The organism is Paenibacillus sp. FSL L8-0470, assembly GCF_038008625.1.
Lineage (GTDB): Bacteria > Bacillota > Bacilli > Paenibacillales > Paenibacillaceae > Paenibacillus_AQ.
In genome coordinates this window covers 4,885,855-4,897,818 of record NZ_JBBOZM010000001.1, presented here as the reverse complement: position 1 = coordinate 4,897,818, position 11,964 = coordinate 4,885,855, and the positions used below count along the sequence as shown (strand labels likewise).

Below are 11,964 nucleotides of genomic sequence, written 5' to 3'. Positions count from 1 at the left end.
AATGCGGATTGCTTATGGGAATTACATACCGCAGCTCGATGAATCTGTTTACGTGGCAGAAGGGGCTAAGCTGGTAGGGAATGTGAGTGTAGGACAGTATTCAAGTATTTGGTTCAATGCGGTGCTTCGGGGCGATCTTGCTCCAGTCATTATTGGAAAAGGCTGCAACATTCAAGATGGGGTTGTAGGCCATGTGGCGGAGAATTTGCCGCTGATACTGGGGGATGACATATCGGTAGGGCACTCCGCAATCATTCATGGTTGCAGGATAGGCAGAGGCACATTAGTCGGAATGGGTGCGATTGTGTTGAACGGAGCAGAGATTGGTGAATATGCTTTAATAGGAGCCGGATCTCTTGTAACCGAAAACAAAGTGATCCCGCCGTACACCCTTTCCTTGGGTACCCCCGCCAAAGTGGTCCGTGAATTGACCGAGCAGGACTTACTGAGAATGTCACGAACCAGCGAGAGTTATGTGAACAAGGCGAAGGAATATGGAAACTTCTAAACAGCGGAGGTGTATCGAATGGACAAAATGAAGGCTACCTATGAAGTGATGCTAGGGCTTGCGGCAGAAATGGTGTGGGATGAAGCGCTGCGAAAGCGTCGTACCGACATCTTGTACCGGGAGATTGACACAGCGCTGGCGGCCGGAGATAAAACGGCTTTCCGGTATCTGACTGAAGAACTGAAAAGTTTGGCATAAGAGATGCGCTTGGCGCATTTCTTTTTTTGTTTTCCTGTAAAAGAGGGATTTAGCAGTGTCTTCGAGAAAGCAAGGAGAAATGGTTGTCAAAAATGTTTGAACATTTCAGGTTGAGGGGAATGAACAGTAATGAAATTTAGTGATTTTGACAAAAGCAGCTGGGAGGCAAACTGCAAATACTTCGATACCTGCCTGATTCCGTTTACTGGCCTGAAGGGTACGGAGAGTCCGCCGGAGGCGGCAGAGGCACTTGAACGGTTGCGTGATTTGCTGGACTGTATTGAACAACCCTTTCAAGGGCGCATTGTAACCTACCCGGCAATTCAGTACAGCTCAGGTGACAGTTCTCAATACGTAAATGAGATTTGCCGAAAAGTCAAATCCAGTCACTTCCAATATGTCATTGTGGCTTCATCCGATTTGGAACTGTTGTCCAACGAAATTGTTGAAAGCGATTTATTCCTTTCCCTGACTGGATTTGACGCGTCCCGGATAATGTCCTTTAAGAGTCAGATAGGGAGGAAAATTGAGCAGATGTGGCAAGAAGATAAATGAGTTAAATGTGACAAAAAATCAACAATTTATAGAAAAGCACCCCAATATGCCTGTCACAATTTAGACAATATTCTTGACGGGTTTTGGACCCTACGCTATGATTAGGTTGAACTTATATGTCGTGTGACTTATATCATTGTAAACGGATTATTTACAGGAAAAACCTCTGGATAACACTGCAGGTGCCTTCTCCAATTTCTGAATAGGGGGTTACACACAGTATGAGCAGCCATGAAGAAGAGCAGGAGCCGCATCCGCAAGGACCGCCCAGCCTAAAAGAGATGTCACGCAGACAGTTTCTAACCTATACCCTTGGCGGAGCTACCGCTTTTATGGGGGCCGGGGCAGTCCTGCCGATGATCCGTTTTGCCGTAGACCCGATATTACATAAAAAAGGCGAGGGTGAATTCATCAAAATTGCGGAGACCTCTAAAATTACCGATGAACCGCAGGAGTTTACGTTTGAGCTGAAACAGCAGGACGGATGGTATGCCAGTACAGCTACGCTGACAGCCTGGATCCGTAAAAATGAGAGCGGAGAAATTTATGCGCTTTCACCGATCTGCAAGCATCTGGGATGTACGGTCAGATGGAACAATAACAAGTCCTATCCGGATGAATACCATTGCCCATGTCATGGAGCGAGGTATACCAAAGTAGGCAAGAATCTAGAGGTAGCCCCGAAGCCGCTTGACCAGTACAAGACCAAGATTGATGGAGGCTGGGTCTATCTTGGCGATATCGTCCCCAACACCGAAGCTAAGAAGGAGGCGTAAATCTGATGTTTAAAAATGTCTACAACTGGATTGATGAACGTCTGGATATTACGCCGATTTGGAGAGATGTAGCCGATCATGAGGTACCTGAGCATGTCAATCCGGCACATCACTTTTCGGCATTTGTTTATTGCTTTGGCGGACTTACTTTCTTTATTACAGTCATTCAGATCTTATCGGGTATGTTTCTGACCATGTATTATGTTCCAGATATTATAAATGCCTATGCCAGTGTGGAATATTTGCAGACGAAGGTGGCCTTCGGGCAGATCGTCCGAGGTATGCATCACTGGGGCGCAAGTCTCGTCATCGTGATGATGTTCCTTCATACAATGCGTGTATTTTTCACCGGTTCCTACAAGGCACCGCGCGAAATGAACTGGATCGTCGGTATGCTTATCTTTTTCGTGATGCTAGGGCTTGGACTGACCGGCTATTTGCTGCCTTGGGACAACAAAGCTTATTTTGCAACCAAGGTTACACTGGAAATTGCTAATTCTGTACCCGTTATGGGGCCTGTGCTGAAGGAACTGATGCAGGGCGGCACTATTGTCGGCGCAGAAACTTTAACCCGCTTTTTTGCACTGCATGTATTTTTCCTCCCGGCGGTCCTGCTTATTCTGCTCGTCGGACACTTTATTATGATCCGCAGACAGGGTATCTCCGGTCCGCTGTAAGTCAATTGACAGAAAGGGGGAACTGCAGATGGCACACAAAGACAAGGACAACACCAAAGAAAAAGTCGTATTTGTCGGCGATTCCCGTGTCCGCAAGGGTAACGGTTTCATTACACCGCCGGACTATACGGCATATCCGGGCAAATCGGAAGCGTTTATTCCCAACTTCCTATTGAAAGAATGGATGGTCGGTGTTGTCGTGCTGGTGGGCATCCTGGTGCTGACCATTTCAGAGCCGGCGCCGCTAGGCTTCCCTGCGAATGCCAGTGCAACTGTAATTCCGATACCAGACTGGTATTTCCTGTTCCTGTATCAATATTTGAAGCTGCCCTATGCCTCTGGTGACTATATTGTGCTGGGCACACTCGGCGTTACAGGTGTAGCCTTTGGAGCGCTTTTGCTGGCCCCCTTTTTGGATACGGGCCGGGAACGGCGGTTCTACCGCCGGCCGATTGCTTCCTCTTTAATGTTCCTCTCGCTCGCAGCGATCATTTATTTGACGAATACAGCCTGGACGGAATATAAGCATGAAATGGCGTTAACGGATCAAATTCCTGAGGATGTGCAGCGTGAGGAAAAGGCGGCAGAGAACAGAGCCAAAGGTTTGCCGACCACAAGTGTTGTTGAAACGAAGGAAGTAGCCATCGTGGACAAGAGTGATCCGGCGATGGCGCTTTATAAGCAAGCTACCTGTGTCTCTTGTCATGCTGTCGATATGAAAGGTGGAGGTAGTGTGCCTGCGCTTCGTGGTGTCGGCGATACCCATGACAAAGATGCGATTCTTGCGATCATTAAAGAGGGACAGGGGCAAATGCCTCCGATGTATGAAACGGCGGTGGCGGCAGGTCTGACAGAGCAGGATATTGACACTCTTGCCGGTTGGCTTGCCAAACAAAAAAGCGAACAGTAAAATAATGATAAGCGCAAACCTGATCGTGCATGCGGTCAGGTTTTTGGTTGTGTAAATGCAGAGGCTGCCATGATCTAGGAGGTAATGTGTCGATATGCCGGTTCATTGGTTCGAGAGGTTGTTTAAACACCGGGGAGTCATATGGCTGCTCTTTATTGTGAATTTCTTCGGTACGATTTACGGTTACATGTGGTACGGCAATCAATTGGAATATACAGCAGCTAATTATCCTGCCTGGCTGCTTCCGTTCGTTCCGGATAGTCCGACTGCGAGCCTGTTCTTTACTGCCGCTTTATTGCTCCTGTTGTATCCGCCGAAGCGCCTGAAAGGGACACTGCTGCGTGAACTGATAGAAGCACTGGCGGTTCTCACCTCCGTGAAGTACGGAATCTGGGCGGTAAGCATTATTTTTGCCGGGGGATATCAGGGGGACACTGTGAGCTGGAAGGACTGGATGCTGGTCGCATCGCATACCGGGATGGCGGTTGAAGCACTGATCTATGCCCGCTTCTTCGCTTTCCGCAGAATGCTGCCATTGGCGCTGCTCTGGACCCTTGCCAATGACATGGTGGATTATTCGATTGGGATTTATCCGTGGCTGCCTTCTGTGCTGGAGGATGATGTAATAGGGGTGCAGTACTTCACTATTGGTTTAACCTTGCTCAGCGCCGCCGCGGCCTGGATTTTCAGCAGAAGAACCAGGCCCATGGAGAGCTTCAGCAACAGGCGCTGACAGGCTGTTCTATCTCTTGTCCTCCTGCCATACATTTAGGGTAGGAGGGATGTCTCATGCCGCGCAGGGGATATTATGTGCTGACAGGGTTAGTGTTATGCTGGCTGCTTGCCGGAGGGAATAGTGGAAAGGTTATGGCAGATTCTAGTGCTGACGCTGCAGGTTCCGGCTTTGCAAATTTGCTTAGTACCGGGAGTTCCGTAAGCGGAGAATCTCCGGCGCTTACCGGCAGGACTGGAGCACAGCGGCTGGAGCAGGCGGCAGAGGCTTTATACAGCTATGTTCTGGAAGGGAATGTCGCCAAGGCAAGGCAGGAGAGCGAGGAGATTTCACAGATTGTTGTATCCTCATCCTTTGAAGGCCTGACCTCGGTGGAGGGGATAAATGCACTGACGACATTGGTTATGGATCTTAAGACTACAATGGCGGCTGAGCAAATCAATCCCCAGAAGTGGGAAGCTGCCGCTGCCAAGCTCAGGCTCGCTGCCAATAGCCTGAATCATCCAAAGCAACCGATGTGGCTGCAGTACTACAAGCTGATCCGCGAGGATCTGAACGATATGGAGCAAAGTGCTGTTGCTAATAATCTTAAGGATTGGAAAACGGCAGTAACTAGACTGCAAAGCAGATATGACAATATCCGTCCTGCAGTGGTCATCTCCCGCCAGCCGGAGGTGGTGAACGCCTTTGATTCCTGGTTATCTTACGCGGCGGGTATTCCATCCTCATCTCAGCCGATCGAACGCACACGCCTGCTGGAGATCGTTTCTTACGGACAGGACGCTGTCCGGGTGATGTTTGGCAAAGAGAGGGATGAGCCGGCTTTATCTCTGCCGCTGTCTCCGCCGGAGTATGGAGGGTGGGGGCTGCTTGCCGGGGCGTTCATTCTGGCAGCGCTGGCCTATACCGGATACCGGAAGTACCGCGGTGAGAATGAGGAGTGGAAGCCGGTATAGATCCGGCCATGAGGCAGGCGGTGGCAGATCCCGTATGGTTAATAGTTCTGTGACGATATATTTTCTGCGGATTATAAGATGTTGCTAAATAAAAGGCTCCCCCATCATCCATGGGACTGACCCCCGTACATGAGACAGGGATCAAAACACCTTGCAAGTTTAAGCAGCCAGTCGCCGGAAATCCACTGGCGACTGGTTATTTAGTTTCGCTTGAATTCGAATTGAGTTATAGTAAGTAATGTAGTCTCGAACGGTCTGTTCAACGATTGCCGTCGTTGTACACGTGAGATCTTCGAGGTAGAACGTTTCAGACTTTAGGGTGGAATGAAACGATTCGATGGGGGCATTATCAGCGGGCGTTCCCTTGCGGGACATGCTCATGGTAATGCCTTTTCCTTTTACTGCAGCCTGGTACACCTGAGACGTGTACACGCTGCCTTGGTCGCTATGAAGCAGCATATTTGCCCGTTTTGGAAGTTGATTCAGCGTATCCAAAACCAAAGACGTGTCTTGCTTGTCCGCTATACTGTAAGCCACAATCTCCCCATTGTACAGGTCCAGAATGCTCGAGAGGTACAACATCTTGCCTCCAAACGGTAAATAGGTAATGTCCGTGACGAGCTTTTGCAGATGCCCCTCTGCATGGAATTGCCGCTTTAGCAGATTTTCTACTGGATGTGCGGGCTGCCCCGTGGTCTTGCGTTTCTTCATCCTTACGCGGCACTGTAGCCCTTCACGCTGCATAATCTGTTGAACACGTTTGTGGTTTATGGATTCTTCTGCCCGAAGGAGTGCAGTGATTTTCCGGTACCCATATCGGAATTTATGCTGTGCGCAAACCTGCCTTATCTTCTCTACTGTAGCATCTGAACGCTCGGTTTCTACGGCTGCTTTCCAGCGGTAGTAGGTGGCTCTTGCAATCCCAAGCCATGCGCAGGCCTCAGTCACCGTTACTTCTTCTCGAATGGACTCGATCCAGGCAATGACGACTTGTGGTTCCACCCCCTTTCCAGTTCCCTGTACTTTTTTAGCACGTCCAATTGCTGCTTTAAGAATCGGTTCTCCGCCTTTACTTTTTCTAGCTCCGTAGAGTGTTCTGGACCTTTTCCGTAGCTGTACTGTTTACCCACGGGCTGCTCCAGACGATGTACTTCGCCTTTTCGATACCATCTCATCCATGTCTTTAACTGTGTCTTGTTCCGTATTCCGAGTTGCTCCATTACCTCTCTTACCGGAACTCCTGCCAATCTCATCTCGATGGCTTTCATCTTTAATTCTACCGGGTAACTCACTCTAGTTGCCAACGCAAAAACACCTCCAAGATTATCTCCCTATCTTACGACAGGGTTCCATTCTCTTGAAGGTGTTTTGATATGTCTCACGTTACGGGGTCAGTCCCCATCGTGATGATGGCAGGGAAAGCCTTTTTTTGTCCACTCTCTATTAATGATGAATCACATTGATTCATGGATTTAGGTTTGCCGAAACCCCTCCCCCTGTACATCATGCACATCGCTGATGATCACAAAAGCCGTGGGGTCGATGGATTTCACCAGCTGGCTGAGGCGGCGGATCTCCTGGCGGGAGACGACACAGTACACCATGTGTTTCGCCTGCTTGGAGTAAGCGCCGATTGCAGGGATAAGCGTTACGCCCCTGTCCATCTCTGCCGTGATAAGATCGGCAATTTGCGGGGCGTCATCGCTGATAATGGTGAAGGCTTTGGCGGCATATGCACCTTCCTGAATAAAATCAATGACCCGCGAAGAAATAAAGACGGCCACCAGGGTATACAATATTTTTTCCCGGGGAATGTAGAGCAGGGAGGCGCCGATGATGAGAATGTCGACAGCCAGAATAATCTGTCCCATGCTCCAGCCGAACTTGCGGGCAAGAATTCTGGCTACGATATCGACACCGCCGGTGGTCCCGCCGTAACGGAAGACGATCCCAAGTCCTGCGCCAAGCGTCACCCCTGCGTATAATGAAGCAAGAATGAAATCATGCTCGGTGCTGAACGGGACAAGCCAGCCGCCAGCAATCAGTCGTTCAAATACCCAGAGGAAAAAGGTCAACAAACCGATTCCTATACCTGTATAAAAAATCTGGTTTGAGCCGAGCACTTTCCAGCCGAGCAGGAACAGCGGAAGGTTAAGTAGTAAGGTAGTCAGGAATATAGGAAGGTCAAAGGCGTAATTCAGCAGGATGGTAATCCCGGTTACCCCACCTTCCATCAGCTGGTTGGGCACTATAAAATAGAGGAGCCCAAATGCATAAATTGCGGCACCGAGCATAATGGGAGCTACTGTTTTGCCGATCGCGAACAATTTGGATGATTTCATATAATCCCTCGCCTAAGCCTCTTAATGGGCAGTTTGTACTAACATTGCTTTCATGGGGTAAAGCTGTAAATTTAAAAAAGATTTGTCTTCAAAACGTCTTTACGATAACATAGGGGCAAACAGAAGGCAAGAACTCTCAGGGGGGCGAAGAAACAAATTATGGATAAAAGTCTTGGTGATTTGCAGCGTGAAGTCGACGCGTACATCTCACAATTTAAAGAAGGTTACTTCAGCCCGCTGTCTATGCTGGCCCGAATGTCCGAGGAAGTGGGTGAATTGGCCCGTGAAGTAAACCATCAGTTCGGTGAGAAGCCGAAAAAATCCGACGAAGCGGAAAATTCCATTGAATTGGAGCTGGGCGATATTCTGTTCATTACGATCTGCTTCGCCAATTCGCTGGGCATCGATCTGACTGAAGCCCACAATAAAGTCATGCATAAGTTCAATACCCGCGATGCCGGGCGATGGACACTGAAAAACACCGATTAGGCTTCTATAACATATGCTGTACCAAACGAACGGGATTTAGCCGTTAGGATGGTGAGGATATGAATCATAACGATTTTGTAAAAGCGGCCTACCGCTCTATTCTGCGCAGCGATTTCGCCGAAGCGATACACTTCTTTGAGGCAGCTATAGCGGCCAGTCCGGATGATGCCGAGGTGAGATACCGCTGTTCCATTACCTATGCCCGCAGCGGGATGCTGGAGAAGGCGCTGGAGCATGCACTGGCAGCGCTCAAGCTTGATAATGGCAAGCCTGAATATCGGCTGCATCTTCAGCATCTGCAGGCGCTGCAGCTTGTCCAGGAGGCCAAAAGGCTGCTTGAAGATGAAACGGCAGGGACGAATAATCCGTATCATCCGATCACGCTGCTGAAAGAAGCGATTACGCTGGATCCACTATACGGGGATGCATATGTATGGCTCGCCATTGCGCACAGCCGGATGAACGAGCACTTGCAGGCCATCGCCGCGATGAAAGAGGTCATTTCCCTGCATCCGGATGATTCCGGTCTGCGGCAGCTCATGAAGGACCTTCAGAAATCATTGCAAAAATATATCCAATAAACATGGAACCAGTGAAAGCGAGGAGGAAATAAGGGTGAGCGACAAGATCAGAGTAATTGTCTCCGGAGCAGGAGGCAGAATGGGCAAAGAGGTTATAAAGCTGGTGCTGCAGGATGATGAACTGGAACTGGCTGCGGCTGTAGATCGATCGGCAGGCAGTATCGATGCCGGTCGTCTCGCGGGACTGGAAGAATGCGGAGTTAATGTTACATCGGACTTTGAGGCCGCCCTTGCACATAGCAACGGGGATGTGTTAGTTGATTTTACGACTCCTCAATCAGCCTTTGCTAATACGACACTCGCAATTAAATACGGGGTACGTCCGGTGATTGGTACTACCGGATTTACTCCCGAACAAATTAAGGAACTGGACAAGCAATGCCAGGAACAGGGAATCGGCGGGCTGATCGCACCTAACTTCTCCATCGGGGCTATCCTGCTTATGAAGTTTGCCGCCCAAGCTGCCAAGTATTTCCCACATCTAGAAATTATCGAGTATCATGGAGATCAGAAGCTGGATGCTCCATCGGGCACGGCAATCAAGACAGCGGAAATGATTTCTGAAGCGCGTGAGGAGCTGCGTCAAGGCAATCCTCAAGAAGAAGAAATTATTGAGGGCTCGCGGGGCGGCTACTACAACGGCTTCCGCATTCATAGCGTCCGCCTCCCCGGTGTGTTTGCCCAGGAGGAAGTAGTCTTCGGCGGCTTTGGGCAATCGCTTAAAATACGCCATGATTCTTACGAACGGGCTGGATATATGCCTGGAGTCAAGCTGGGTATCCAGAAAGTGATGGAGTACACAGGAATGATCTATGGTTTTGAGCACTTTATAGAATAGACAGGAGAGAAGAACACATGTTGAAGATTGCATTTATCGCACATGACCGGAAAAAAGATGAGATGGTGAATTTTGTAACCGCTTATGAGCATGTATTTACTGGACTTGAGATGTACTCTACAGGAACGACCGGCCAGCGGATTATGGACGAAACCAACCTTCATATCCACCGCTACATGTCCGGTCCGCTGGGCGGTGACCAGCAGATCGGTTCGCTGGTGGCGCAGGATGAGCTGGATCTGATTATTTTCCTGCGTGATCCTTTGATGGCACAACCTCATGAGCCCGACATTACTGCCCTTCTGCGTTTATGTGATGTGTATGGCATTCCGGTAGCGACAAATATTGCTACTGCAGAAATTCTGGTCAAGGCGATTGACCGGGGCGATTTCGGTTGGCGGGAGCTGGTACATAAGTACAAGCCTGGTGTGGACGAATAATGAAGCTGGATATCCTAGTATTCGGCGCTCATGCCGATGATGCCGAGATCGGCATGGCCGGAACCATCGCCAAACATACTGCTGCCGGCCTGAAAGTGGGCTTATGCGATTTGACCGCTGCGGAAATGTCCTCGAACGGAACCGTAGAACGGCGCAAGCTGGAAGCTCAGCAGGCCGCTGATCTGCTCGGTGCCTCACTCCGCACGAATCTGGGGCTCCCTGACCGGGGACTCTGTTTAACAGAGGAGCATCTCTCAGCGGTGACCTCGGAAATTCGCAAATTCGCACCGGACATCGTATTTGCACCTTATTGGGAAGACCGCCATCCTGACCATATTGCTTGCAGCAAGCTGGTGGAAGAGGCTGTGTTTAATGCCAAGCTGCGCAAATATATGCCGGACAAGCCTGCGGTAGCGGCACCGCTGCTTTATTTTTACTTCATTAACGATCTCGGACGGTGTGATCTTATCGTAGATGTGACTGCACAATACAGCATTAAAGAGCAGGCGCTATCCTGCTACCGTTCGCAATTCGAGAAAGCACCGGGTGAGGATATAGTTTCGACCCCGCTTAATGAAGGCTATATCGAACGCGTCCGTTCGCGGGATATGCTGCTCGGACAGCGGAGGCTTATTCCTTATGCGGAGGGCTTCGCCAGTAAAGTGCCGCATGCAGTTGAATTGTTCACCACCGGAGACCGTTAAACACAAAGCTTTATTTCAGCCCGATGAACAACTATAATTAACTCATGTCATTACTAATAGTACTAACATAACATAAGTTTATCGAAGGGGCGGAGCTATGGACCGGCTAAAAATAGGCATCACTTGTTATCCGTCTCTTGGCGGCTCGGGTGTAGTGGCGACTGAACTGGGCAAGCTGTTGGCTGAGAAAGGCCATGAAGTCCATTTTATTACACACAGTATCCCGTTCCGGCTTGGTACGTTTCAGAAAAATATATTTTACCACGAGGTAGAGGTTAACGATTATTATGTCTTCCGTTACCCCCCCTACGATCTGGCGCTGGCTACTAAGATGGCCCAGGTCGCAAAGATGCAGGGGCTGGATTTATTACATGTCCATTATGCGGTCCCGCACGCGGTCTGCGCGTTCCTTGCCAAGCAGATGTTAGGGAATGATATCAAAGTGGTAACGACACTGCATGGTACCGATATTACCGTGCTTGGCCAGGATGAATCGCTTAAGGATTTGATCCGACTTGCCATCAATGAGAGTGATGCGGTGACGGCGGTGTCGCTGGATCTGATTAAAGAGACACGGCGTGTGCTGGATATTACCCGCGATATTGACCTAACTTATAACTTTGTCGATAAACGCGTGTATTATCCGCGTGACGTGTCCGATCTGCGGGGGGATTTTGCTTCACCGGATGAGAAAATCCTGATGCATATCAGCAATTTCCGTCCAGTCAAACGTGTCGGTGATGTGGTTGACATTTTTGCAAAGGTGAGCCATGAGTTGCCTGCCAAGCTGCTGCTGGTGGGTGAAGGGCCCGATCTGCCGAAGATTCAGGCGAAGATCAATGAGATGGGTCTGGAAGACAAAGTTCGCTTTCTCGGTAAGCAGGATGATATTGCCCAGGTCATTTCCCTGGCCGACCTCCTGCTGCTGCCTTCCGAGAAGGAAAGCTTTGGCCTTGTAGCCCTGGAAGCGATGGCTTGCGGAGTGCCGACAATCGGCTCGCAGGCTGGCGGCATTCCCGAATTGATCCAGCATGCCAAAACCGGGTTCCTGGCTCCCATTGGCGATACAGCCGCCATGGCTAAATATGCCGTTCAGCTGCTCTCGAATGAGGACATGATAGAGCAGTTCAGAAGAGCTTGTCTGGAGCGGTCCTGTAACGATTTCAGCAGAGACATGATTACGAATCAATATGAGGATATTTATTACCGTGTGCTTGGGCGAAAGGTGCTCGGAATGGATAAAGTCCGGGGGTAAGG

General features: G+C 49.6%; 16 protein-coding genes. 14 read left to right on the top strand and 2 right to left on the bottom strand.

Annotation, left to right across the window (positions count from 1 at the left end; translation table 11 throughout):
• The first annotated feature begins 1 nt into the window (after nucleotide 1).
• The 8 genes from NST99_RS22420 (at nucleotide 2) to NST99_RS22385 (ending at nucleotide 5,313) form a co-directional block, all read left to right on the top strand.
• A complete protein-coding gene (locus tag NST99_RS22420) occupies nucleotides 2-508 on the top strand; it encodes a gamma carbonic anhydrase family protein (protein WP_341094486.1) in 507 nt (168 codons plus the stop codon).
• Nucleotides 509-526: 18 nt separating this feature from the next.
• Nucleotides 527-706 carry an IDEAL domain-containing protein gene (locus tag NST99_RS22415; RefSeq protein WP_341094484.1) on the top strand — a complete coding sequence of 60 codons (180 nt, stop codon included), beginning with the start codon at nucleotides 527-529 and terminating at the stop codon, nucleotides 704-706.
• 129 nt (nucleotides 707-835) lie between these two features.
• On the top strand, nucleotides 836-1,261 hold the full coding sequence (locus NST99_RS22410; RefSeq protein WP_341094482.1) for a DUF2487 family protein: 426 nt from the start codon (nucleotides 836-838) through the stop codon (nucleotides 1,259-1,261).
• Nucleotides 1,262-1,482: 221 nt separating this feature from the next.
• A complete protein-coding gene (locus NST99_RS22405; RefSeq protein WP_076109842.1) occupies nucleotides 1,483-2,037 on the top strand; it encodes a QcrA and Rieske domain-containing protein in 555 nt (184 codons plus the stop codon).
• Nucleotides 2,038-2,042: 5 nt separating this feature from the next.
• Entirely contained in the window at nucleotides 2,043-2,714 is a 672-nt protein-coding gene (gene qcrB / locus NST99_RS22400) for a menaquinol-cytochrome c reductase cytochrome b subunit (protein WP_038594453.1), read from the top strand.
• A 28-nt stretch (nucleotides 2,715-2,742) separates the two neighbouring features.
• Nucleotides 2,743-3,624, top strand: coding sequence for a c-type cytochrome (locus NST99_RS22395; RefSeq protein ID WP_341094479.1), 882 nt, complete (start codon nucleotides 2,743-2,745; stop codon nucleotides 3,622-3,624).
• Between the two features lie 94 nt (nucleotides 3,625-3,718).
• Nucleotides 3,719-4,357 (top strand): DUF1405 domain-containing protein, encoded by a 639-nt coding sequence (locus NST99_RS22390; RefSeq protein ID WP_341094477.1) that lies wholly within the window; start codon nucleotides 3,719-3,721, stop codon nucleotides 4,355-4,357.
• A gap of 56 nt (nucleotides 4,358-4,413) precedes the next feature.
• Nucleotides 4,414-5,313, top strand: a complete 900-nt coding sequence (locus NST99_RS22385; RefSeq protein ID WP_341094475.1) for a sporulation protein YpjB — start codon at nucleotides 4,414-4,416, stop codon at nucleotides 5,311-5,313.
• A gap of 159 nt (nucleotides 5,314-5,472) precedes the next feature.
• Here the strand turns inward: NST99_RS22385 and NST99_RS22380 are convergent.
• Together NST99_RS22380 and NST99_RS22375 are read right to left on the bottom strand one after the other, a co-directional pair.
• Nucleotides 5,473-6,617 (bottom strand): IS3 family transposase gene (locus NST99_RS22380; RefSeq protein WP_341092810.1). Its coding sequence is split into 2 segments (ribosomal slippage): nucleotides 5,473-6,344 and nucleotides 6,344-6,617, totalling 1,146 coding nucleotides; the frame shifts between segments, so codons are not numbered across the junction.
• A 168-nt stretch (nucleotides 6,618-6,785) separates the two neighbouring features.
• Nucleotides 6,786-7,655, bottom strand: coding sequence for a YitT family protein (locus tag NST99_RS22375; protein ID WP_341094473.1), 870 nt, complete (start codon nucleotides 7,653-7,655; stop codon nucleotides 6,786-6,788).
• 159 nt (nucleotides 7,656-7,814) lie between these two features.
• Between NST99_RS22375 and NST99_RS22370 the strand changes: the two genes are divergently transcribed.
• The 6 genes from NST99_RS22370 (at nucleotide 7,815) to bshA (ending at nucleotide 11,962) form a co-directional block, all read left to right on the top strand.
• Nucleotides 7,815-8,144, top strand: a complete 330-nt coding sequence (locus tag NST99_RS22370) for a nucleotide pyrophosphohydrolase (protein WP_038594447.1) — start codon at nucleotides 7,815-7,817, stop codon at nucleotides 8,142-8,144.
• A gap of 59 nt (nucleotides 8,145-8,203) precedes the next feature.
• Nucleotides 8,204-8,725, top strand: coding sequence for a tetratricopeptide repeat protein (locus tag NST99_RS22365; protein WP_340897447.1), 522 nt, complete (start codon nucleotides 8,204-8,206; stop codon nucleotides 8,723-8,725).
• A gap of 34 nt (nucleotides 8,726-8,759) precedes the next feature.
• Nucleotides 8,760-9,563, top strand: a complete 804-nt coding sequence (gene dapB / locus NST99_RS22360; RefSeq protein ID WP_341094472.1) for a 4-hydroxy-tetrahydrodipicolinate reductase — start codon at nucleotides 8,760-8,762, stop codon at nucleotides 9,561-9,563.
• A gap of 17 nt (nucleotides 9,564-9,580) precedes the next feature.
• Complete coding sequence (gene mgsA / locus NST99_RS22355) at nucleotides 9,581-10,003, top strand: methylglyoxal synthase (RefSeq protein WP_341094470.1); 423 nt, start codon at nucleotides 9,581-9,583, stop codon at nucleotides 10,001-10,003.
• Nucleotides 10,003-10,707: a bacillithiol biosynthesis deacetylase BshB1 gene (bshB1, locus tag NST99_RS22350; protein ID WP_341094468.1), complete on the top strand. Its 705-nt coding sequence runs from the start codon at nucleotides 10,003-10,005 to the stop codon at nucleotides 10,705-10,707. The genes mgsA and bshB1 overlap by 1 nt, the downstream gene beginning before the upstream one ends.
• 97 nt (nucleotides 10,708-10,804) lie before the next feature.
• On the top strand, nucleotides 10,805-11,962 hold the full coding sequence (gene bshA, locus NST99_RS22345) for an N-acetyl-alpha-D-glucosaminyl L-malate synthase BshA (protein WP_341094466.1): 1,158 nt from the start codon (nucleotides 10,805-10,807) through the stop codon (nucleotides 11,960-11,962).
• Nucleotides 11,963-11,964 lie beyond the last annotated feature (2 nt).

Excerpts from the sequence above, each read along its gene's own strand:
- NST99_RS22375 (WP_341094473.1), bottom strand. The coding sequence starts at position 7,655 with ATGAAATCATCCAAATTGTTCGCGATCGGCAAAACAGTAGCTCCCATT.
- NST99_RS22415 (WP_341094484.1), top strand. The coding sequence starts at position 527 with ATGGACAAAATGAAGGCTACCTATGAAGTGATGCTAGGGCTTGCGGCA.
- NST99_RS22420 (WP_341094486.1), top strand. The coding sequence starts at position 2 with ATGCGGATTGCTTATGGGAATTACATACCGCAGCTCGATGAATCTGTT.
- NST99_RS22390 (WP_341094477.1), top strand. The coding sequence starts at position 3,719 with ATGCCGGTTCATTGGTTCGAGAGGTTGTTTAAACACCGGGGAGTCATA.
- bshB1 (WP_341094468.1), top strand. The coding sequence starts at position 10,003 with ATGAAGCTGGATATCCTAGTATTCGGCGCTCATGCCGATGATGCCGAG.
- mgsA (WP_341094470.1), top strand. The coding sequence starts at position 9,581 with ATGTTGAAGATTGCATTTATCGCACATGACCGGAAAAAAGATGAGATG.
- NST99_RS22405 (WP_076109842.1), top strand. The coding sequence starts at position 1,483 with ATGAGCAGCCATGAAGAAGAGCAGGAGCCGCATCCGCAAGGACCGCCC.
- NST99_RS22370 (WP_038594447.1), top strand. The coding sequence starts at position 7,815 with ATGGATAAAAGTCTTGGTGATTTGCAGCGTGAAGTCGACGCGTACATC.
- NST99_RS22365 (WP_340897447.1), top strand. The coding sequence starts at position 8,204 with ATGAATCATAACGATTTTGTAAAAGCGGCCTACCGCTCTATTCTGCGC.
- qcrB (WP_038594453.1), top strand. The coding sequence starts at position 2,043 with ATGTTTAAAAATGTCTACAACTGGATTGATGAACGTCTGGATATTACG.
- NST99_RS22385 (WP_341094475.1), top strand. The coding sequence starts at position 4,414 with ATGCCGCGCAGGGGATATTATGTGCTGACAGGGTTAGTGTTATGCTGG.
- NST99_RS22410 (WP_341094482.1), top strand. The coding sequence starts at position 836 with ATGAAATTTAGTGATTTTGACAAAAGCAGCTGGGAGGCAAACTGCAAA.
- NST99_RS22395 (WP_341094479.1), top strand. The coding sequence starts at position 2,743 with ATGGCACACAAAGACAAGGACAACACCAAAGAAAAAGTCGTATTTGTC.
- bshA (WP_341094466.1), top strand. The coding sequence starts at position 10,805 with ATGGACCGGCTAAAAATAGGCATCACTTGTTATCCGTCTCTTGGCGGC.